The sequence below is a fragment of the Pseudonocardia sp. CA-107938 genome (assembly GCF_050936315.1).
Taxonomy (GTDB): domain Bacteria; phylum Actinomycetota; class Actinomycetes; order Mycobacteriales; family Pseudonocardiaceae; genus Pseudonocardia.
This window is the reverse complement of sequence record NZ_JBNJNA010000001.1, coordinates 285,255-305,659: the sequence shown is the minus strand read 5'-3', so window position 1 is coordinate 305,659 and position 20,405 is coordinate 285,255. Positions and strand designations below refer to the sequence as shown.

Genomic DNA, 20,405 nt, shown 5'->3' with positions numbered 1-20,405 from the left:
CTAAGCCCGGCGCAACCTCAGCAAGAGGTAGGCCGCCAGCGTCTGCGCGTCCACCAGTTCACCGCCACGGATCATCGCCTCGAACTCCGCCACGGTGAACCACGCGGTGCGCATGTCCTGCTCCGTGTGCTCGCGGCGGGCGGGCCCGGACGTCAGCTCCGTCGCGAGGAAGACGTGCTCGCGCTGGCTCGACATGCCGGGCGCGATGTCGAGGTCGCCGAGCAGCTCCATGCGGCCCGCCACGAGCCCGGTCTCCTCGGCGAGCTCGCGCGCGGCCAGCTCGGCCGGGTCCTGCTCGGCGCGGTCGGGCGCGGTGCCCATCGGGAACTCCCAGCGCCGCTGCCCGACGGGGTAGCGGAACTGCTCCACCAGGTGCAGCCGCTCTCCGTCGAACGGGATGACGACGGCCGCCGTCGGCTTGTCGACGACGCCGAAGATGCCATCGGAGCCGTCGGGTCGACGGATGGCGTCCTCGCGGACGGTCATCCAGGCGTTGGCGTAGACCTGCCGGCTGCTGATCGTCTCCACACGCGGGAGTATTGACGCCGTGCGCGCGTCCCGGCTGATGACCCTGCTGTTCACGCTGCAGCGCCTGCGCAGCGCGACGGCCGCTCAGCTGGCGCGCGAGCTGGAGGTGTCCGAGCGCACGGTCTACCGCGACATCGCCGCGCTCACCGAGGCCGGCGTGCCGGTGTGGACCGAGCCGGGCCGCGGTGGCGGCATCCGGCTCGTCGACGGCTGGCGCACCCGCCTCGACGGCATGACCGCGCAGGAGGCGGCCGCGCTCTTCGCCGTCGGCGCCCCGCAGGCGCTGGCCGAGCTGGGGATGAGCGCAGCGCTGGCCGGTGCCCAGGCGAAGCTGCTGGCCACGCTGCCCGCCGACCTGCGCGAGCACGCCCGCACCGTCGCCGAGCGTTTCCACCTGGACGCGCCCGGCTGGTTCCACGGCTCGCGCGCGGCCCCGGAGCTGACCACGGTCGCGGAGGCGGTGTGGGAGCAGCAGCGGCTGCGGATCGGCTACCGGCGGAATTCTCGTCAGGGTGACGATGTGGTGGAGCGCCTGATCGAGCCGCTCGGCCTGGTCGCGAAGGCCGGGGTCTGGTACGTCGTCGCGCGCAGCGTCGGCGGTCGCGCGCCGGTGATCCTGACCTACCGGGTCGACCGGATCACGACCGCCGAGGGCACCGCCGAGCACTTCGAACGGCCGGACGGGTTCGACCTCGCCGAGCACTGGGCGGAGGCGGCGGCCCGCTTCGAGGCCCAGATGCTGCGCGCCACCGTGCGGTTGCGGGTGGGGCCGCGCGGGCTCAAGTGGCTCGTCCACGTCACCGACGCGGACGCGGCCGTCCGCGCCATCGCGACGGCCGGTCCCGCCGATGCCGATGGCTGGCGCGAGCTGCAGCTCGACGTCGAGACCGTGGAGATCGCCGGCCACGAGCTCGTCGCGCTCGGAGACCAGGTCGAGGCACTGGAGCCGCCGGAGCTGCGTGCGGCGCTCGCTGCGCACGGCGCGGCACTGGTGGCGCGCAACACGCCGTGATCAGCGGATCCGCTGCCCGCCGACGAGCACCGCGACGGGCGTCAGCAGTGCGGTGATGTCGCTGATCGGGTCGCCTTCGACGGCCAGTACGTCGGCGTCGCAGCCCGGCGCGACCCGACCCTTCGCGGGCAGCCCGAGTGCCTCCGCCGCGACGGACGTGTTGGCCCGGAGCACGGCGGCCGGGTCGAGGCCGGCGCCCACCATGTCGACGAGCGCATACGGCAGCACCCCGTGCGGCTTCTGCGGGGCGATGCCGGCGTCCGGACCGGCCATGACGCGGCCGCCGCGGCGGAAGAGCGCGGCCATCGCCGCCTGCATCGCGCCCATGTTCCGCTGCACCACCGGCGGGGGCGGCGGGGCACCTTCGATCGGTCGCTGACCCAGCGGGGACGTGACCGGGACCTGCCGCTCGACCAGCTCCCTGACGACGTCCTCGGCGGCGTGGACGCCATCCGCCGTCAGGAACGAGCAGTGCTCGATCCCGTCCACGCCGGCGGCCAGCGCGTTGCGGATGGCCTCCAGCGCGTGGGCGTGCACGGTGACGGGCAGCCCGACCCGATGTGCCTCGTCCACGGCGGCGGCCAGCTCGGCGCAGGTGAACTGAGGCATGTGCATCTGCGTCGACGGGGTCATCCCGCCGCCACTGGCCATGATCTTGACGACGTCCGCACCGCGGTCGGCGCGCTCGCGCACGGCCGACCGCAGCGCGGTCTCGCCGGCCACCACGGTGCCGAACGCTGCGCAGTGGCCGTCCGGGCAGGTGATCGGCGGGCCGGCCGCGAGGATCGTCGGGAGCGCGGTGGCGCCCGCCTCCCGCAGCCGGACTGCCAGGTAGTCGCGGTCGCCGAGGTCGCGCACGGTCGTGACGCCGGCGGCGAGCTGCGCGGCAGCTGCAACGGTCATCGTCTCCAGCACCTCGGCGTCGCTGCGGGCGACCAGCCGGTCGATCGGACCGGGCGCGGCGTCGAAACCGAGGTGGACGTGCGGGTCGATCAGCCCGGGCAGCAGGGTGGCGCCGGTCAGGTCGAGCAGCTCGGCGTCCGGCGGCGGGGTGGCGCCGTGCTGCACGGAGGTGATCCGGCCGTCCTCGACGAGCACCATCGGGTCCGACGCGCAGGTCACGCCGTCGAACAGCCGGGCCGCCCGGATCGCCAGTCTGCGCATCCGGCGAGTGTGGCCCAGGACACAAGGTGGGGGAACGGGCAGTCGGTCACCGGCTCGCCGCTAGGCTCTCGCGGGTGCGTCTCGTCATCGCTCGGTGCCAGGTCGACTACGTGGGGCGACTGACCGCTCATCTGCCGATGGCGCCGCGGTTGCTGCTCGTCAAGGCGGACGGGTCGGTGAGCATCCACGCCGACGACCGCGCCTACAAGCCGCTCAACTGGATGAGCCCGCCGTGCTGGCTGGAGGAGCAGCCGGGCGTGTGGACGGTGCGCAACAAGGCCGACGAGTCGCTGGTGATCACCATCGACGAGGTGCTGCACGACTCCAGCCACGAGCTGGGCGTCGACCCCGGCCTGGTGAAGGACGGCGTGGAGGCGCACCTCCAGGAGCTGCTCGCCGCCCACCCCGGCACCCTCGGCGACGGGTACACGCTGGTCCGCCGCGAGTACATGACGGCGATCGGGCCCGTCGACCTGCTGTGCCGCGACTCCACCGGCGGCTCGGTGGCGGTCGAGGTGAAGCGCCGCGGCGAGATCGACGGCGTCGAGCAGCTCACGCGCTACCTCGAGCTCATGAACCGCGACCCGCTGCTCGCTCCCGTCCAGGGTGTGTACGCGGCCCAGCAGATCAAGCCGCAGGCGCGCACCCTCGCCGAGGACCGCGGCATCCGCTGCGTCGTCGTCGACTACGACGCCCTTCGCGGCGTGGAGAGCACCGACCTGCGGCTGTTCTGAGCCGGCCGCACGGGATTCCCCGTCAGGATCTAGGACGACTCCGGGCCGCGCAGCTCCTGCAGGATCCGTTCGAACGCCTCGGCGTTGCCGAGCGCGTCGTGCACGGGGTTGTGGTCGTGCGCGGTCCGCCGCCAGTCCTTCCAGCTCTGGCGGGCGAAGAAGTCGCGTCGGGTCCCGGCCCAGAAGTCGCCGATGCGGCGCGCGCTGTGCCCGAACGGGTTGCCGATCCCGCCGCGGTCGAACAGCGCGGCGATCCACTGCCAGTCGAACGCCGGGTTGTCGCTGACGAACGCGACCCGCTCGCCCCCGGCGACGTCCTGGAGCCAGTCGGCGAAGGCGCGCGCCACGTCGGCGTCCTCGGCGACCCGTGCCCCGACGACCGGCACGGCCGGGTTCGCCGGATCCGGCGTGCACTCGAACAGCCGCCCGTGGAACGTCCGCCGGGTGCCGTAGTGGACGGCGCCGAACTCGGCGAGCACCCCGGAGACCACGCTGGGGCCGGCGGCCTCGCAGTCGACGAAGATCAGGTTGCGCACGTCAGGCTGGTCCCGGCTGTGGGTTCTGCGCGGCGCTCTCCACCCCGTCGAACCACACGTAGTACGAGCCGTACTCGGGGTGTCCGTGCACGTGGTCGAAGTCGGCGAAGTCGGCCCACACCTCGGTGCCGGCATGGTCGCCGATCCACCGCGTGACGCAGGTGCCGTCGCTGAAGACGACACCCTCGGTGTGCGGCTGGTCGGGCGGAGGACCCGGGTAGTGCCCTTCGGGCAGCGTCGGACGGTAGACGCGGAACGTGCGCACGGAGCCCACCGTAACGGCCCGGACGGGCCGCGATCGGCCCTTCCGGGACGCCGCGGAACGGTTACCCTGCGGTAATGACCGTCACCGACTCGCCGGTTGCTGCGCCCGCGACGTTCACGTCGCTCGACCCCCGCACGGGAGACGTCGTCGGGACCTACCCCGAACACGACGCCGCGGCCGTCGAGGCGGCCGTCACCAGAGCTGTCGACGCCGCGCAGTGGTGGACCGAGCTCGGCTTCGCCGGTCGCCGCGCGCGCCTGGTGGAGTGGCGCAAGGCGCTGGTGCGCCGGCTCGACGACATCGCCGAGGTCGTGCGCGCCGAGACGGGCAAGCCGCTCGACGACGCCAAGCTCGAGCTGGTGCTCGCCATCGACCACCTCGACTGGGCCACCAAGCACGCGGAGAAGGTGCTCGGGCGGCGCAAGGTGTCGTCCGGGATGCTGATGGCCAACCAGGCGGCGACGCTGCGCTACGTCCCGCTCGGCGTGGTCGGCGTGATCGGCCCCTGGAACTACCCGGTCTTCACGCCGATGGGCTCCATCGCCTACGCGCTCGCGGCCGGCAACGCCGTCGTGTTCAAGCCCAGCGAGCTCACCCCCGGCGTCGGTGTGGCGCTGGCCGACTCGCTCGCCGAGATCGTCGACGGGCGGCCGCTGTTCCAGGTGGTCACCGGGCACGGGGCCACCGGTGCGGCGCTCTGCAGGGCGCCCGGCATCGCGAAGATCGCGTTCACCGGCTCGGCGGCGACCGGCCGGAAGATCATGGCGGCGTGCGCCGAACGGCTCACCCCGGTGCTCATGGAGTGCGGCGGCAAGGACGCGCTGATCGTCGCGGCCGACGCCGACCTCGAAGCCGCCGCCGACGCGGCCGTCTGGGGCGGCATGTCCAACGCCGGGCAGACCTGCGTCGGCGTCGAGCGCGTGTACGTGGTGAAGGACGTGGCCGAGGAGTTCACCCGGCGCGTGGTGGCCAAGGCCGAGAAGCTGCGGCCCGGCGGTGATCCGGGCGCGGCGTTCGGGCCGATGACGATGGGCTCGCAGGTCGAGGTCGTGCGCCGGCACGTCGAGGACGCGCTCGCCAAGGGTGGGAAGGCGGTCGTCGGCGGGGCCGAGTCGGTGCGGGCACCGTTCATCGACCCCGTCGTGATCGTCGACGTTCCGGAGGACAGCTGCGCCGTCACCGAGGAGACGTTCGGACCGCTGCTCGTCGTCAACACGGTCGACGACGTCGACGACGCCGTCACCCGCGCCAACGCCACCAGCTACGGGCTGGGCGCCACCGTGTTCTCGAGGTCCGGCGGCGAGGCGATCGCGTCGCGGCTGCGCAGCGGCATGGTCGCGATCAACAGCGTCATCTCCTTCGCCGGCATCCCGAGCCTGCCCTTCGGCGGCGTCGGCGAGTCCGGGTTCGGCCGTATCCACGGCGAGGACGGACTGCGCGAGTTCACGCGCGCGCAGTCGGTGGCGCGGCAGCGGTTCGCCCTGCCGATCGCCGTCACCAGCTTCGCGCGCACCAGCAAGGGCTTCGGTCTGCTGCTCCGCACGGTGAAGCTGCTGCGCGGCCGCTGAGCCGGGAGGCCGGCATCACACGTTCGGCATACCAAGCACTGAGGATGGGATGATGTCCGCCGAATCGTCCCCCAACGGCGGAGGTAGACGCGTGGCACGCGAGTTCCGGACGGTCGGCGTGGTCGGCCTGGGCACCATGGGCGCGGGCATCGTCGAGGTGTTCGCCCGCAAGGGCCTGCAGGTGATCGCCGTGGAGGTCGACGAGCGGGCGGTGGCGGCCGGTCGCCAACACCTCGACACGTCCACCAGCCGGGCCGTCGGCCGCGGCAAGCTCAGCCAGGACGATGCCGACGCCCTGCTCGGTCGCATCACGACCACCACGTCGCTCGCCGACCTGGCCGATGCCGACCTCGTCGTCGAGGCCGTGCCGGAGAGCCTCGAGCTCAAGGCCCAGATCCTCGCCGAGCTGGACAAGGTCTGCCGCCCCGAGGTCGTGCTGGCCTCCAACACCTCGTCGCTGTCGGTCACCGAGCTGGCCGTGCGCACCGGCCGGCCCGGCAAAGTCGTCGGGATGCACTTCTTCAACCCGGCACCGGTGCAGAAGCTCGTCGAGGTCGTCCGCACGGTCGTCACCGAGCCCGACGTCATCGACGACATCAAGGCCTTCGCGGCCACGCTGGACAAGGTGCCCGTCGTGATCGGCGACCGCGCCGGGTTCATCGCCAACGCGCTGCTCTTCGGCTACCTCAACCACGCCGCGAAGATGTACGCCGAGCGCTACGCCAGCCGCGAGGACCTCGACGCCGCCATGCGCTACGGCTGCGGCTACCCGATGGGGCCGCTGGCCCTGCTCGACCTGATCGGCCTCGACACCGCCTACGAGATCCTCGAGACGATGTACGCCGAGTCGCGCAACCTCATGCACGCGCCCAACCCCGTCTTCAAGCAGATGATCACGGCCGGGTTGCTCGGTCGGAAGAGCGGCCGCGGCTTCTACACCTACGAGGCCCCGCACTCCCCGAAGGTCGTCGACGACGCGCTCACCCCGTCCGGCACCGTGGCCGAGGACGCCACCGTGCGCGACATCGCCCGCGTCGGCGTCGTCGGCACCGGCACCATGGCGTCCGGCATCGTCCAGGTCTTCGCCGCCGCCGGGTTCGACGTCGTCGTCCGTGGCCGCAGCGAGTCCAAGGTCGAGGGCGCGATCGCGGGCATCCGCAAGTCACTCGACAAGGCCGTCGTCCGCGGCAAGCTCACCGAGGACGAGCGCGACGTGACCCTGGGCCGCATCAGCGGCACCACCCGGCTCGAGGACTTCTCCGACGTCGACCTGGTCGTGGAGGCCATCGCGGAGGAACTCGACGTCAAGCGCGCCGTGTTCGCCGCCCTCGACGAGATCTGCAAGCCCGGCGCCATCCTCGCCACCACCACCTCGTCGCTGCCGGTCGTCGAGTGCGCTGCAGCCACCTCGCGCCCCGGCGACGTCATCGGCATGCACTTCTTCAACCCCGCGCCGGTGATGAAGCTCGTCGAGGTCGTCTCGCCGATCACCACATCGCCGGACGTCGCCGCGACCGTCCTCGCGATCTGCCAGCGCATCGGGAAGGTGCCGGTGAGCTGCGGCGACCGCGCCGGCTTCATCGTCAACGCGCTGCTCTTCCCGTACCTCAACGACGCCGTACGGATGCTCGAGGCGCACTACGCGACGGCCGACGACATCGACGCCGCCATGAAGACCGGCTGCGCGCTGCCCATGGGCCCGTTCGAGCTGCTCGACGTCGTCGGCCTCGACGTCTCGCTGGCCATCGAGCGCTCGCTCTACCGCGAGTTCCGGGTGTCCGGGTTCGCCCCGGCCCCGCTGCTCGAGCACCTGGTCACCGCTGGCCGGCTGGGCCGCAAGACCGGGCACGGCTTCCGGGACTACGCCGCGCGCTGATGGTGCGTCGCCGACCCGAGCGGGGCCACCACGTCCCGCTGCGGTCGGCTGCGTTCACCCGCGTCGAGTCCGGCCCGGACGGCGACTGGTACGTCCGCACCGTCACCGGCACCGCCGCGGCCAAGGACTACCGATGCCCCGGCTGCGACCAGGTGATCGCCCGCGGCATCGCCCACGTCGTCGTGTGGTCGGCCGAGGAGCACGGCTCCCTGGCTGACCGCCGGCACTGGCACAGCCCGTGCTGGGCCGCACGGCTGCGCCGTCGCCCCGGGCGGCACTGACCGCGCCGAGGCGGCCGGGTGCCACGAGCTGGCGACGAGCCGTTGCAGGCATCCGGGGCCGCGCCGGGAGGCACTTACATGCGACCCGGCGCACGCCGGTCGCTCGCGCTTCGGCATCGCAGCGCGAGAGCGAGCCCCGAGAGTGGGATCAAAGAGCTTCGGCCAGTCTGATCTCCCCCGTGCGGGTGCCGCCGCGGGCCTGGCACGCGCGCCCCGTGGACGGGTGCGGGCGGAGCAGCGGTGCCGGGCAGGCAGCAGAGCCAGGTGCCTCACAGCCGATCGGCGTCAGTGGGCACTGTCGCTCGCGTCGGCCAGCGCCGGTCAGTGTCGATCGGCGTCGACCAACACCGTGCAGGTGTCAGCGGTGCGCTGCCTGGGGCCGCAGTGGCCGTCGGGTCGGGGACGGCCGTCGCGCGGCCGACGGCTCCTCGCTCTCCGCGCCCGCCTTCTCCGGGGAGGCGCTCGGCGCCGGGAACTCGACCGGCGTGCCCGACGAGCGCTCCTCCGGCAGCGGACCCAGTGCGGCGATCGACTGGTCGAGCTCCGCCCCGACCTGTCCCAACTGCCGGGCGATGCGCTGGCGCAGGGCGGTCAGACCCTCCAGCGACCTTCGAGCCTCCGCGACGATCTCGGCTGCTTCCTGACGCGCTGCCGCGACCGTCACCTCGGCCTCCGCCGCTGCGACGCTGCGCAGCTGCGCCGCCTCGCCGCGGGCGTCGCTGACCTGCGTGCCGAGTGCGGCGATAGCCTCCTTGCGCCGCTGATCCATCGCGATCTTGAAGTCCTCCTCCACCATCGCGCGGCGGTACTCCGAATCGGCCCACGCGCTGCTGCGGCGCGCCTCGGCCTCGATCGCCGCCGCCGCGATGGCCGACTCGGCCGCCGCCCGGCGCTCGGCGATCTCCGCCGTCACACGCTCCTGCTCGCTCGCGAGCTCCGCCCGGATCCGCTCGGCGTCGGCGGTGGCCGCAGCCCGCAGCTCCGCCGCCTCGCGTTCCGCGGCGCTGCGCAACTCGGCTGCTTCGCGCTCGGCAGCACTGCGCAGCTCGGCCGCCTCGCGTTCCGCCGAGCCGCGGAGCTGAGCGACCTCGGCGAGCATCCGTTCGCGCTCGTCGGCGATCCCGGCCGAGGTCTCCTCGTGCTGCACGGCGGCAGCCCGACGCTCCTCGGTGAGCTCGTCGCGCGCGCGGTGGTGTCCGGCGATGGCGGCGTCGACGTCGGCCTGGGCGGCTGCCCGCACGGCGTCCGCGTCCGCTTCGGCCGCTGCGATGATGCCGCGGGCGGCCTGTTCGGCGGCCGCGATGCGCTGCCCGGCCTGCGCCTCGGCGCGGGCCAGCATCTCGTCGACCTCGTCCTCGGCGAGCCGCAGCATCGAGCGCATCCGCTCGCTCATGTGCCGCACCGTGGAGGGCTGACTGGTGAGGTTCTGCAGGTGCGTGCGCAACCGCTCGGCGCGGGCTCTCGCCGCCTCCAGCTCGCGCTGCATCCCCTCGGCCTGTGCCACCGCAGCGGCCCGGTCCGTGTGCAGGATCTTGATCTCGGCGTCGAGCCGGCGCATGTGTGCGTCGACTTGGCCCTGGTCGTAGCCCCGCCGGACGATCGCGAAGCCGGCCTCGTCGGACAGCTCGTGTGGATCTGCGGACATGGCGGTCACCGTACCGGTCAACAACCGCCCGTGAGCGGACGCCCGCTCACCGTGGTGTTGTTCGTCACTCAATCAGGTGCGCGTTGATCAGACGCCTCGGAAGCGGTTGATGGCGTCGATGTGCCGGGCGCGGAACTCGGGGTCTGTCACGCCCAGACCTTCCTCGGGCGCGAGCGCGAGCACGCCGACCTTGCCCTGATGGCTGTTGGTGTGCACGTCCAGCGCCGCTTGGCCGGTCTCCTCCAGCGGATAGACCTTCGAGACGGTCGGGTGGATCTGGCCCTTCGCGATGAGCCGGTTCGCCTCCCACGACTCGCGGTAGTTCGCGAAGTGCGAGCCGATGATCCGCTTGAGGTTCATCCACAGGTAGCGGTTGTCGTAGGAGTGCTCGTACCCCGACGTCGACGCGCAGGTGACGATCGTGCCGCCCTTGCGCGCGACGTAGACGCTGGCGCCGAACGTCTCGCGACCGGGGTGCTCGAACACGATGTCAGGGTCGTCGCCTCCGGTCAGCTCGCGGATCCGCGCGCCGAACCGCTTCCACTCCTTGGGGTCCTGGGTGTGCTCGTCCTTCCAGAACCGGTAGCCCTCGGCGCTCCGGTCGATGATCAGCTCGGCGCCCATCTTCCGGCAGATCTCCGCCTTGGCGGGGGAGGAGACGACGCAGACCGGTGTGGCGCCACCGTTGAGCGCGAACTGGGTGGCGTAGGAGCCGAGCCCGCCCGAGGCACCCCAGATGAGCACGGTGTCGCCCTGCTTCATGCCGGCCCCGTTGCCCGAGACGAGCTGGCGGTACGCGGTCGAGTTGACCAGGCCGGGACTCGCCGCCTCCTCCCAGCTCAGGTGGGCCGGCTTCGGCATCAGCTGGTTGGCCTTCACCAGCGCCAGCTCGGCAAGGCCGCCGAAGTTGGTCTCGAAGCCCCAGATCCGCTGCTCCGGGTCCATCATCGTGTCGTTGTGGCCGTCGGGGGCCTCCAGCTCCACCGAGAGGCAGTGCGCGACGACGCGGTCGCCCGGCTTCCACCGGTTCACACCAGGTCCGGTGCGCAGCACGACGCCGGCCAGGTCGGAGCCGACGACGTGGTAGGGCAGGTCATGGCGCTTGGTCAGCTCGGACACGCGGCCGTAGCGCTTGAGGAACCCGAACGTCGACACCGGCTCGAAGATCGACGTCCAGACGGTGTTGTAGTTGATGGCGCTCGCCATCACTGCAACGATCGCCTCGCCCGGCCCGAGCTCCGGGGTGGGCACGTCGTCGACGTGCAGGCTCTTGCGCGGGTCCTTGTCGCGGGACGGGATGCCCGCGAACATCTCGGCCTCGTCGGCGTGCACGGTGACGCCCCGGTAGTGGTCGGGCACGGGCAGACCGCCCACGGCGTCGAACTGCCCGGCGAGGATGGCGTCGCGGATCTCCTGCACGGCTCGGCCTCCGATGGCTCAGTCGTTGCTTGGCATCCCAAATGCTACCGCGCAGTATAGTAACCGCTCCGGTGCCGTTCTGCTGTGGTGGTCGCCACGTCAGTGCGCGGTGGCCCCCGCGGCGGGCTCCACCAGCTCCACGAGCACCCCGCCCGCGTCCTTCGGGTGGACGAAGTTGATCCGCGAATCCGCGGTGCCCCGCCGCGGCTCGTCGTAGAGCAGGCGCACACCCTTCTCCCGCAGCTCCGCGCTGGTGGCGTCGATGTCGGCCACCCGATACGCCATCTGCTGGATGCCGGGCCCGCTCCGATCGAGGAACTTGCCGATGGGGGAGTCCGCGCGCAGTGGGGCGAGCAGCTGGATCTGGGTGTCGCCGCCGTGTTCGGGGGACAACATCGCCTCCCGGACGCCCTGCTCCTCGTTCTCCTCGACGTGCGTGGCCACCAGGCCGAACGTGGAGGCGTACCAGGCGATCGCCGCGTCCAGGTCAGGCACAGCGATGCCGACGTGGTCGACCGCGAGCACGCCGTGTCGGGCAAGGGTTTCAGACATGGGCGGACACTAACCCGCAACGGCGCGAGCTGCGGGGTTGTGCGCCTCGTCACCGCGGCAAGGGCTCCTACCCGCGGGTATCGTCGCTTCACCTGGCCGTCGGAGTCGCAGGAGGAAACGTGTCCGGAACCGTGATCGTCAATGGGGCCCGCACGCCGATGGGTCGGCTGCTCGGCAACCTGAAGGACTTCACCGGCGCGCAGCTCGGCGGCTTCGCGATCAAGGGTGCGCTGGAGAAGGCCGGCGTGCGGCCCGACCAGGTCGACTACGTGATCATGGGGCAGGTGCTCACCGCCGGCGCCGGCCAGATCCCTGCTCGGCAGGCCGCCGTCGCCGCCGGCATCGGCATGGCCGTGCCAGCGCTCACGATCAACAAGGTGTGCCTCTCGGGACTCAACGCCATCGCCCTCGCCGACCAGCTCATCCGTGCCGGTGCGGCCGAGATCGTGGTCGCCGGTGGACAGGAGTCGATGACGCAGGCCCCGCACCTGCTCGGCAAGTCCCGCTCGGGCTTCAAGTACGGCGACGTCACCATGCTCGACCACATGGCGTACGACGGCCTGCACGACTCGTTCGACCAGGTCTCGATGGGCGCCTCCACCGAGAAGCACAACGCCCGGTACGGCATCTCCCGCGAGGATCAGGACGCCTTCGCCGCCGCGTCGCACCAGCGGGCCGGAAAGGCGATCGCCGACGGTCTGTTCGCCCAGGAGATCACTCCGGTCTCGGTGCCGCAGCGCAAGGGCGACCCGATCGTGATCGACACCGACGAGGGCGTGCGACCCGACACCACTGCCGAGGGGCTCGCCAAGCTGCGTCCGGCGTTCGCCGCCGACGGCACCATCACGGCCGGCTCGTCGTCGCCGATCTCCGACGGAGCTGCCGCCGTCGTCGTCATGAGCAAGGCCAAGGCCGAAGAACTGGGCCTGGCCTGGATCGCCGAGATCGGCGCCCAGGGGATGGTGGCCGGGCCGGACGACTCCAGCCTCCATGAGCAGCCGGCCAACGCGATCATCGCCGCCTGCGCCAAGGAGGGCATCTCGCCGGCCGACCTCGACGTCATCGAGATCAACGAGGCCTTCGCCTCCGTCGGCATCGTCTCCACCCGCAAGCTCGAGGTCGACCCCGAGAAGGTCAACCCGAACGGCGGGGCGATCGCGCTCGGGCACCCCATCGGGGCCTCGGGTGCGCGGCTGGCCCTCCACCTCGCGTTGGAGCTGGGACGCCGTGGCGGTGGTGTCGGGGCGGCCGCGCTCTGCGGCGGGGGCGGCCAGGGCGACGCGCTGATCCTGCGCGTGCCGGCCGCGAGCTGATCCCACCGGGATGGGGAGCGGCCCGGACCTGCCCGAGCTCGTCCGACGAGCTCGGAAGGGCGAGCCGCTCGCCGTCTCCCGGTTGATCTCGCTCGTCGACACCGACCGCGGCGGCCGGCACGATCGGCTGCGCGAGGTGGCGGCGGCGCTCGCCCCGCACACGGGGCACGCGCACGTCGTCGGGCTGACCGGCCCGCCCGGTGTCGGCAAGTCCACCACGACGTCGGCGCTGGTGGCGGCGTTGCGCAAGCAGAACCGGACCGTCGGCGTGCTGGCGGTGGACCCCTCCTCGCCCTTCTCCGGCGGGGCGCTGCTCGGCGACCGCGTGCGCATGTCCGAGCACGCCACCGACGACGGGGTCTTCATCCGCTCGATGGCCACCCGCGGCCATCTCGGCGGGCTCGCGTGGGCCACCCCGCAGGCGCTGCGTGTGCTCGATGCCGCGGGCTTCGACGTGGTGCTCGTGGAGACCGTCGGGGTCGGCCAGTCGGAGATCGACGTGGTGGCGCTGGCCGACACCACCGTCGTGATGCTGGCGCCGGGCATGGGCGACGGGATCCAGGCCGCGAAGGCCGGCATCCTCGAGATCGGTGACCTGTTCGTGGTGAACAAGGCTGATCGCGACGGTGCCGCCCAGACCGTGCGCGACCTGCGGCACATGCTGTCGCTCGGTCGCGAGGACGGCAACCCGGAGGATCCCGGCGCCGGCGGCGGCTGGCGGCCCGCCGTGGTGCGGACCGTCGCCTCCCGTGGCGACGGTGTCGACCAGCTCGTCGCCGAGCTCGACCGCCACCGCACCTGGATCGACGAGCACGGCGTGCGGGAGCGGCGTCGCCGCGATCGCGCTGCTGCTGAGATCGAGGCCATCGCGCTGGAGCGGGTGCGGGTGCGGTTCGGCGATCTGCGCGGTCGCGGCGCGTTGCCCGACCTCGCTGCCCGGGTGGCTGGCCGGGAACTCGATCCGTACGCGGCGGCGGACGAGCTCGAGCAGGCCGCGGGCGCCGCCCTCCGCTGATGCTGGGCCGGCGAGGACGTCGTCGCTCCGGACATGGGTCACCGTGCCCGTAGCCGCGCCGCGATGCGGGTGGAACCGATCCGCGTGGCCAGCTCGTCGGCGGCGCGGGCGTGCTCGGCCGAGCTCTCGGGTGCACTGGTGGCGAGGCTGAGGGCCAGGTCCGCGTGGATGCCGGCACGGGCGCGAACGGTCGGCGGACCCGCGTCGAGTGCGCGCTGCAGCGGGGTGACCGCTTCGTCGTCGCCCATCGCGAGCAGGGCGTGGCCCCAGCAGAAGTCCACCGTGACCTGAGCCGCCGGATGCACCTGGTCGACCGCCCCGGCCAGCGTGCGGGCGCGGCGGAACGCGCGTTCAGATGCCGGGCGGTCGCCGCTCGCCGCAGCGGCGAGGCCGCGCGCCACCGCCAGGTGGACCGACGTCCCGTCGCTCGGTTCGGGCTCCTCCGCGATGAGCTCCAGAGCCGCGGCCGGCTCACCGACGTCCACGAGGACGGCGGCCAACCCCGCAGCGGCACGCGCTCTGGTGGCGGTCGCTGCTTCGACGGCCGCCGCGTGCGACGTGCGCAGCGTGGTCCATGCGGTGTCGGTGTCGCCGGTGTCGAGCGCCTGCTCACCTGCGAGGGCGGCCGCGTCGGCCAGCACGGCCGCGACCGGCCGCCGGTGCGCCGCGGTGGTGCGGTGCATCAGGACGCCATCGAGGTGCGCCACCAGCGCCTGCAGCGGACCGGCCGATCCGGCTGCGCCGAGCTGTGCGTCGAGCCGCTCGGTGAGCGCGAGCTGCTCGCGCCAGACCGCGATCGCCGCCTCGTCGACGGCCGCCGCCGCGGCGAGGCGCGCTCTCAGCCCGCCCTCCGGTGGCGGATCAGCGGGTGCCAGGCCCAGCTCGGCGACGCTGCGGCCGTACAGCTCGGCGAGCAGCTCGCGGTAGTGCGGCTCGGGCAGCGCGTGGCCGTTCTCCCAGCGGGACAGCTGGGTCTTGAGGCTGACGGCGCCGGCCACCGGTGCTCCGCGCGCCTGCGCGAGTGCGACGAGCTCTCGGGCGGCGGCCGACTGCGACAGCCCGGCCGCGGTCCGCGCCGCGCGCAGCGGGGTCGTTCGATCGGCGCGCATCGCGAACCCCCGCGTGGACTCGGTCGGCGCTCCCGGAGCGGCGGCGGATTCGATCGTCTGTTCGGTCATGCCGTCAAGAATGTCGGGGGTCGCGGCTACTGTCAACGACGTTGACGCAACAGTGCGTCAACAGGTCGTGAGGAGGCGGTCGTGGATCTCCTGGGTTGCAACGTGTGCACGCTGGTGGGGTCGGGAGGTGTGGCGGTGGTCGGGTACCTGGCCGGGCGGTGCAGCACGCATCGTGGCGGCCGGCGGGCCGCGGACCGGCGCAGCAGGGGGCGCACGATGCGCAGCTGGCCCGGCGGGCAGTCGCACGGAGGCCGCCGCGGCGGCCCCTCGCGGGCCGCGCCGGGCGATGGCGACGACGGCACGGCCGGTGGTGAGCCGTGAGCCCGGCGGTGCGACTGTCAGCCGAAGTCGCCGGCCGACCTGCGCACCTTCGCGAGGAGATCGGTGAGTGTGGTCTCCTCCTCGGCGGAGAGACCGGTGAGGCCGAAGTCGATCCCCGTCACCGCCGCCGTCGCGCTCTCGAGCCGGGCGCTGCCCGCCTCGGTGATCTCCACCAGGGTGGCGCGCCGGTCGGTCGGGTGCGGGGTCCGCCGGGCCAGGCCGTCGGCCTGGAGGCGGTCCACGATGTTGGTCACGCTCGTCGGGTGCAGCTGGAGCCGCTCACCCATCACGCGCATGGGGAGCTTCCCCGTTCGCGCGAACGTGAGCAGCACCAGCGCCTCGTAGCGGGCGAACGTGAGCCCGTGCGGCCGCAGCGCGGTGTCCACGGCGCTCAGCAGGATCTGCTGGGCGCGCATCACGCTGGTCACGGCGGCCATCGTCCGGGAGGGGCCGATCCGCTTCTCCCACAGCTCGGCGGCTCGCATGATCGGGTCGAACGGCAGGGGATCGCGCGGGGCCACGACCAGCGACATTAGCAGTGTCGATGTTCGTGGACCCCGATCGTCGGGCAGGCTGGCTGCATGCTCTTCGCATTCAGCATCGCGCCGGCCGACGGCGCTCAGGCAGGGGTCAGCGAGGCGGTGGCCGAGGCCGTCCGCGTCGTGCGCGAGTCCGGGCTGCCGAACGAGACCACCTCGATGTTCACGACGATCGAGGCGGAGACCTGGGACGAGGGGATGGAGGTGGTGAAGCGCGCCGTCGAGGCCGTTCAGGCGCGGTCGTCGCGGGTCAGCCTGGTGTTGAAGGCCGACATCCGGCCGGGCTGGACGGGCCAGCTCACGGCCAAGGTCGACCGGGTGGAGGAGGCGTTGCGCCGCAACGACTCCTGACCGGGCGCGGCGAGCCCGGGTGCCAGCGTCGGGCTCGCCGCGGTCGCGCGGTCGGCAGCCGTCGTCAGCTGCGGGCGATGTTGAGCGTGAAGAAGAAGACGCCCACCAGGATGGCGAGCACGCCGAGGGTGATCGCGATCTTCGCGAGCTGCGCGGTCGCCGGGCGGTTCACGGCGGAGATCCCGGTGCCCACCGCGGCCAGGCCGAGCACCCAGCCGACGATCGAGATCGGGCTGCCGAGCAGGGCCAGCGCGCCGAGGGCCACGGCGACCTTGCCCACGGTCGAGCTCTCCTGGCGCGCGGTCTTCCGGCGGGCCTCGCTGAGGAGTCGGTCGGTGACGGAGTTGTCGGGGCTCATCGTGGGTCGTCCTCCGGGACGTGGGCGCCGTGCGACGCCAGACGGTCATGTACGCAGAGCGATCGTGCGGTCACTCTCGTATGGAGAACGAACCGGTCGGGGCCTGCGGTGCTCGGCTATACCGGTGATCCACCTGCGGTCCGGTGACGGCGTGTCGCGCACGCTGCGTGGATCTTCCGCCGGTTGCGTCGACCGGATCGGGTGACGCAGGCGAGGCCGTCGATCCGCGTCCTAGGCTTCGTCCCGTGCACAACGACGTGGGCGACCAGCGACAACTCCGCGCGCGGCGGATGTGGCGGGCATTGGAACCGATACATGCCGTGACCTACTTCGAACCGGAGCCGCTGCAGTACTGCACGGCGCTGGGCACGAAGGGTTTCTGGATGAGCTACTTCGCCCAGCGGGCGGCCCCGCTGGGCGCGGTGGGGCCGGACGTGGTCGGGGCGTTGTTCTACGGGTTCGCCCCCGGCCGGGTGGCCCGGGCAGTGCCGGATGCCTGGGCGGTGGCGTCGCCGGAGCGGTTCGTCGCAGCCCGGCTGGCCGCGGTCGACGTGGCGCTGCGTCGTCTACTCGGAGCCGACGTGATCGCCTCCGGCGGGCTCGCCGAGGCCGCGGAGATCGCCACGGCCGCCGCGGCCGCAGCGCCGACCGCGGGTCGGGCACTGGCTGCCGCCAACGCCGCCCTGCCGGTGCCCGAGGAACCGCACCTGGCGCTGTGGCACGCGCAGACCGTGCTGCGCGAGCAGCGCGGCGACGGGCACGTGGCCGCGCTCCTGACGGCGGGGATCGACCCCGTCGAGTCACTGGTGCTGGTGGCGGCCGCCGCACCGGCGGAACGTGCAGCGGTGCGCGATCCGGCGAACTGGCGCACCTGGCGCGGGTGGACGGAGGAGGAATGGGTGGCCGGGGCGGTCCGGTTGGCCGGCCGCGGTCTGGTCGAACCGGGTGGTGCCGCCGTCACCGCCGCCGGTGCACAACTGCGCCGCGAGATCGAGGCGCGCACGGACGAGCTCGCGAGTCCGCCGTGGGACGCGGTCGGTGAAGCTGCGGCGGAGCGGCTCCTCGAGCTCGCCCTGCCCCTGCGGACGGCGGTGCTGGCCGGTGCGTTCCCCGCGGTCGACCCGATCGGTCTGGCAGGCGACGGGTAGCCGCTGTCCGCCGGTGAGCCCCGGAGCACCCATCGACGGGGCGTGCCAGGATGAAGCTGTGACCGAGCTCGTGACTGCACCGTTCAGCACAGCACCGCCGGGCACGGCGCCGACCAGCGTCAGCGAGGAGGCGTCGTGACCCGACCTGACCCGCGAGCACGCGCCGCGCAGTCGGCGGCTCTCTCGTCGGCCATGGCCGGCGCGGTGGACCTGTCCGCGCTCAAGGCGCGATCCGAAGCGACGGCGCGCGCCGCGCAGCAGGGGCCGCCCGCCGCGGGTGGTCCGCCGGCCGCCGGTGGCAGCGCGTTCGTCGTGGACGTCACCGAGCAGACCTTCCAGACCGAGGTGGTGGAGCGGTCACTGCAGGTGCCGGTCATCGTCGACCTGTGGGCCGACTGGTGCGGGCCGTGCAAGCAGCTCTCGCCCGTGCTGGAACGGCTCGCCGCTGCGGCCAACGGAGCGTGGATCCTCGCCAAGGTCGACGTGGACGCCAACCAGCGCATCGCGCAGTTGTTCGGCGCCCAGTCCATCCCGATGGTCGTCGCGGTTGCCGGCGGGCAACCCCTCGACGCGTTCACCGGTGCGCTGCCCGAGCCCCAGGTCCGGCAGTGGATCAGCGCGCTGCTCGACGCCCTCCGCGACCGCATGCCGGCCATTGCCGAGGCCGAGCGCGGCGCAGGCGCGGCCGAGCCCGTCGAGGAGCCGGAGGACCCCCGGTTCACCGCGGCCGAGGACGCGATCGAGCGAGGCGACTACGCAGCGGCCGAGCAGGCCTACCAGAAGATCCTCGACAGCGAGCCGGCCAACGAGGACGCCGCCGCAGCACTGCTGCAGGTGCGGTTCCTCGCTCGCGCGGAGCAGGCCGACCCGTCGGCCGTCGCGAAGGCCGACGCGGCGCCGGACGACGTCGACGCCCAGCTCGCCGCCGCCGACACCGAGGTGGCCACCGACCGGGTGGACGCTGCCTTCGCCCGGCTGCTCGGGCTGGTCCAGCGCACGGTGGGGGACGAGCGGGAACGCGCCCGCCAACACCTCGTCGAGCTGTTCGAGCTGTTCCCTGCCGACGATCCGCGGGTCACGAAGGCGCGGCGCGGGCTGGCCCGCGCGCTCTTCTGAGCCGACGCCGACGCCGACGCCGACGGCGGCCGGAAGTGCGTCAGTCCGTCATGCACGCCTGCGGGCCGCCCTGCGCGCCCTCGCGGAAGACGGCGATGCGGTCGAAGCCGTGGGCGGCCGGGTCGGCGGCGCCTGCGGCGTCGCGGCCGGCCCAGGTGTCGGCGACGAGGGCCTGCACGGCTTCGTCGAGATCGCCGGGGGACAGGGAGAACGAGCCGGTGGCGTCGATCAAGCGAGCGGTGTACGCCCCGGACAGGCACAGCGCGGCCCGACCGGCGGCCGGCCCGGTCGGGGCGCCTCCGTGCGCGACCCAGAGGGCGAGCGCGTAGCGGCTGGCCACGACGACACCGGCGGCGTAGTCGCCGATCGACCGGTGGACCGTGGCGACGGCGTCCGGGTCGATCGCCACGCCCCCGTCGGCCCGGCAGAAGCTCGCCGGCCCCTGCGCGCGCACGTCCTCGGCGGGGCAGGCCGTGCTCGCCTGGGGTTGCAGCGGCGGCGGCACCCACGACGGGGCGTACGTCGGCGCGAGCGAGCCGAACCAGGCGCGGGCGTCGGTGTCGACGGCGGTCAACAGCTTGCGCAGCGGCAGGTCACCGCGACGGGCGGCGTCCTCGGCCGACCCGAACCGCCGCTGGGTGAAGGCGCGGTTCTCCAGCGTCATGCCTGCGCATGTCTGCGCGGAGCCCAGGTAGCCGTCCTGGAACGCGGAGACCCGGTCGAACGCGTTGCCGTGTGCTCGCCGGTCTCCGGGTGACACGCCCACCGGGTCGCGGAACCCGATCATGGCGAGGAGCGCGGCGTCCCGTTCGGCGGGGCCGATGCGGGTGCCGGCGACGGGTCGGTCGGTGAAGGAGGCGAGCGCGACGCCGGCGTAGCAGTCGGCCTGTGCCTCGAGCAGGATCGTCGGGTACCGCTGCGGGTCGGCGCGGGCCGCAGCGCTCACGCCCAACCGGTTCTGCACCGCGTGCCCGATCTCGTGCGCGATCACGACGACGACGCCGGGTGCTCCGAAGTCGCCGTCGAGCTTCGGGATCAGGTGGTCGGCGTCCCAGATGACGGCGTCGGCCTGCGGGCAGTAGAAGGCCTGCGACTCGACCTCGCGCAGGGCGTCGACGCACGGCGGCCGCTGCTCGGACGGGTTGCCGGGGTGCACGGGCCGGACGATGGCGAGGTCTCGCCATGGCGTGCCGAACGCCTGCGGGAACGCCGTGCGCCAGTACCCCTGGACCTGCTCGGCGATCGCGCTGCTGAGCTGGTCGACGTCGCCGGGCATGAGCGGGACCGGCGTGGGCACGGTGCCGGCGGGGCCGTCCACGGCCACGGCACGGCCCGCGACGACCTGGGCGCACCCCGCCGTCAGCAGCACGACGGCCAGCGCCGCGATCGCCGCCACGAGCCGCGGCACCCGATGCATGCGCCCATCATGGCGGGCCACGGCCGGGTCCGGTGCCGCGGCGCTGGCACGACCGGGATACCGTCGAAC

General features: G+C 73.1%; 22 protein-coding genes. 11 read left to right on the top strand and 11 right to left on the bottom strand.

Annotated elements, in window-relative coordinates; all coding sequences use genetic code 11:
* A complete protein-coding gene (locus ACQEVB_RS01425; protein ID WP_432963711.1) occupies window positions 1-528 on the bottom strand; it encodes an NUDIX domain-containing protein in 528 nt (175 codons plus the stop codon).
* Window positions 529-547: 19 nt separating this feature from the next.
* Here ACQEVB_RS01425 and ACQEVB_RS01420 point away from each other — a divergent pair, with 19 nt between their 5' ends.
* Entirely contained in the window at window positions 548-1,540 is a 993-nt protein-coding gene (locus ACQEVB_RS01420) for a helix-turn-helix transcriptional regulator (protein WP_432963708.1), read from the top strand.
* On the opposite strand, the gene ACQEVB_RS01415 is transcribed toward ACQEVB_RS01420, so the two are convergent.
* A complete protein-coding gene (locus ACQEVB_RS01415; RefSeq protein ID WP_432963705.1) occupies window positions 1,541-2,704 on the bottom strand; it encodes an amidohydrolase family protein in 1,164 nt (387 codons plus the stop codon).
* 74 nt (window positions 2,705-2,778) lie between these two features.
* Between ACQEVB_RS01415 and nucS the strand changes: the two genes are divergently transcribed.
* Window positions 2,779-3,438, top strand: a complete 660-nt coding sequence (gene nucS, locus ACQEVB_RS01410; protein ID WP_432963702.1) for an endonuclease NucS — start codon at window positions 2,779-2,781, stop codon at window positions 3,436-3,438.
* A 29-nt stretch (window positions 3,439-3,467) separates the two neighbouring features.
* Here nucS and ACQEVB_RS01405 read toward each other — a convergent pair whose 3' ends face one another.
* Window positions 3,468-3,974 (bottom strand): 3'-5' exoribonuclease domain-containing protein, encoded by a 507-nt coding sequence (locus ACQEVB_RS01405; RefSeq protein ID WP_432963699.1) that lies wholly within the window; start codon window positions 3,972-3,974, stop codon window positions 3,468-3,470.
* A gap of 1 nt (window position 3,975) precedes the next feature.
* Entirely contained in the window at window positions 3,976-4,239 is a 264-nt protein-coding gene (locus ACQEVB_RS01400; protein WP_432963696.1) for a hypothetical protein, read from the bottom strand.
* Between the two features lie 74 nt (window positions 4,240-4,313).
* On the opposite strand from ACQEVB_RS01400, the gene ACQEVB_RS01395 reads away from it, so the two are divergent.
* The 3 genes from ACQEVB_RS01395 (at window position 4,314) to ACQEVB_RS01385 (ending at window position 7,964) form a co-directional block, all read left to right on the top strand.
* Complete coding sequence (locus ACQEVB_RS01395) at window positions 4,314-5,807, top strand: aldehyde dehydrogenase family protein (protein WP_432963693.1); 1,494 nt, start codon at window positions 4,314-4,316, stop codon at window positions 5,805-5,807.
* Window positions 5,808-5,898: 91 nt separating this feature from the next.
* Window positions 5,899-7,683, top strand: coding sequence for a 3-hydroxyacyl-CoA dehydrogenase family protein (locus ACQEVB_RS01390; protein ID WP_432963690.1), 1,785 nt, complete (start codon window positions 5,899-5,901; stop codon window positions 7,681-7,683).
* Entirely contained in the window at window positions 7,683-7,964 is a 282-nt protein-coding gene (locus ACQEVB_RS01385) for a hypothetical protein (protein WP_432963687.1), read from the top strand. Before ACQEVB_RS01390 ends, ACQEVB_RS01385 begins: the two co-directional genes overlap by 1 nt.
* A gap of 358 nt (window positions 7,965-8,322) precedes the next feature.
* Here the strand turns inward: ACQEVB_RS01385 and ACQEVB_RS01380 are convergent, their stop codons facing one another.
* The 3 genes from ACQEVB_RS01380 to mce form a co-directional block, all read right to left on the bottom strand.
* The gene (locus ACQEVB_RS01380) at window positions 8,323-9,609 is read right to left on the bottom strand and encodes a hypothetical protein (protein WP_432963684.1); all 1,287 of its coding nucleotides are present in this window, start codon (window positions 9,607-9,609) and stop codon (window positions 8,323-8,325) included.
* Window positions 9,610-9,696: 87 nt separating this feature from the next.
* A complete protein-coding gene (gene ccrA / locus ACQEVB_RS01375; RefSeq protein WP_432963681.1) occupies window positions 9,697-11,028 on the bottom strand; it encodes a crotonyl-CoA carboxylase/reductase in 1,332 nt (443 codons plus the stop codon).
* A 99-nt stretch (window positions 11,029-11,127) separates the two neighbouring features.
* On the bottom strand, window positions 11,128-11,580 hold the full coding sequence (mce, locus tag ACQEVB_RS01370) for a methylmalonyl-CoA epimerase (RefSeq protein WP_432963678.1): 453 nt from the start codon (window positions 11,578-11,580) through the stop codon (window positions 11,128-11,130).
* 119 nt (window positions 11,581-11,699) lie between these two features.
* On the opposite strand from mce, the gene ACQEVB_RS01365 reads away from it, so the two are divergent.
* Together ACQEVB_RS01365 and meaB are read left to right on the top strand one after the other, a co-directional pair.
* On the top strand, window positions 11,700-12,893 hold the full coding sequence (locus ACQEVB_RS01365; protein ID WP_432963675.1) for an acetyl-CoA C-acetyltransferase: 1,194 nt from the start codon (window positions 11,700-11,702) through the stop codon (window positions 12,891-12,893).
* A gap of 10 nt (window positions 12,894-12,903) precedes the next feature.
* Window positions 12,904-13,908: a methylmalonyl Co-A mutase-associated GTPase MeaB gene (gene meaB, locus ACQEVB_RS01360; RefSeq protein WP_432963672.1), complete on the top strand. Its 1,005-nt coding sequence runs from the start codon at window positions 12,904-12,906 to the stop codon at window positions 13,906-13,908.
* A gap of 38 nt (window positions 13,909-13,946) precedes the next feature.
* Here the strand turns inward: meaB and ACQEVB_RS01355 are convergent, their stop codons facing one another.
* On the bottom strand, window positions 13,947-15,086 hold the full coding sequence (locus tag ACQEVB_RS01355) for a helix-turn-helix domain-containing protein (protein ID WP_432963670.1): 1,140 nt from the start codon (window positions 15,084-15,086) through the stop codon (window positions 13,947-13,949).
* 81 nt (window positions 15,087-15,167) lie between these two features.
* Here ACQEVB_RS01355 and ACQEVB_RS01350 point away from each other — a divergent pair, with 81 nt between their 5' ends.
* Window positions 15,168-15,407, top strand: a complete 240-nt coding sequence (locus ACQEVB_RS01350) for a hypothetical protein (protein WP_432963667.1) — start codon at window positions 15,168-15,170, stop codon at window positions 15,405-15,407.
* A gap of 17 nt (window positions 15,408-15,424) precedes the next feature.
* Here ACQEVB_RS01350 and ACQEVB_RS01345 read toward each other — a convergent pair whose 3' ends face one another.
* The gene (locus ACQEVB_RS01345; protein ID WP_432963664.1) at window positions 15,425-15,940 is read right to left on the bottom strand and encodes a MarR family winged helix-turn-helix transcriptional regulator; all 516 of its coding nucleotides are present in this window, start codon (window positions 15,938-15,940) and stop codon (window positions 15,425-15,427) included.
* 48 nt (window positions 15,941-15,988) lie between these two features.
* Between ACQEVB_RS01345 and ACQEVB_RS01340 the strand changes: the two genes are divergently transcribed.
* Window positions 15,989-16,297, top strand: a complete 309-nt coding sequence (locus ACQEVB_RS01340) for a thiamine-binding protein (RefSeq protein WP_432963661.1) — start codon at window positions 15,989-15,991, stop codon at window positions 16,295-16,297.
* Between the two features lie 64 nt (window positions 16,298-16,361).
* Here the strand turns inward: ACQEVB_RS01340 and ACQEVB_RS01335 are convergent, their stop codons facing one another.
* Window positions 16,362-16,655 (bottom strand): hypothetical protein, encoded by a 294-nt coding sequence (locus ACQEVB_RS01335; protein ID WP_432963658.1) that lies wholly within the window; start codon window positions 16,653-16,655, stop codon window positions 16,362-16,364.
* Window positions 16,656-16,945: 290 nt separating this feature from the next.
* On the opposite strand from ACQEVB_RS01335, the gene ACQEVB_RS01330 reads away from it, so the two are divergent.
* Both ACQEVB_RS01330 and ACQEVB_RS01325 read left to right on the top strand, forming a co-directional pair.
* Window positions 16,946-17,803, top strand: a complete 858-nt coding sequence (locus ACQEVB_RS01330; RefSeq protein WP_432980046.1) for an SCO6745 family protein — start codon at window positions 16,946-16,948, stop codon at window positions 17,801-17,803.
* 192 nt (window positions 17,804-17,995) lie between these two features.
* Entirely contained in the window at window positions 17,996-18,919 is a 924-nt protein-coding gene (locus ACQEVB_RS01325) for a tetratricopeptide repeat protein (RefSeq protein WP_432980043.1), read from the top strand.
* Window positions 18,920-18,959: 40 nt separating this feature from the next.
* Here the strand turns inward: ACQEVB_RS01325 and ACQEVB_RS01320 are convergent, their stop codons facing one another.
* Window positions 18,960-20,336 carry a neutral zinc metallopeptidase gene (locus tag ACQEVB_RS01320; protein WP_432963655.1) on the bottom strand — a complete coding sequence of 459 codons (1,377 nt, stop codon included), beginning with the start codon at window positions 20,334-20,336 and terminating at the stop codon, window positions 18,960-18,962.
* Window positions 20,337-20,405: the final 69 nt, after the last annotated feature.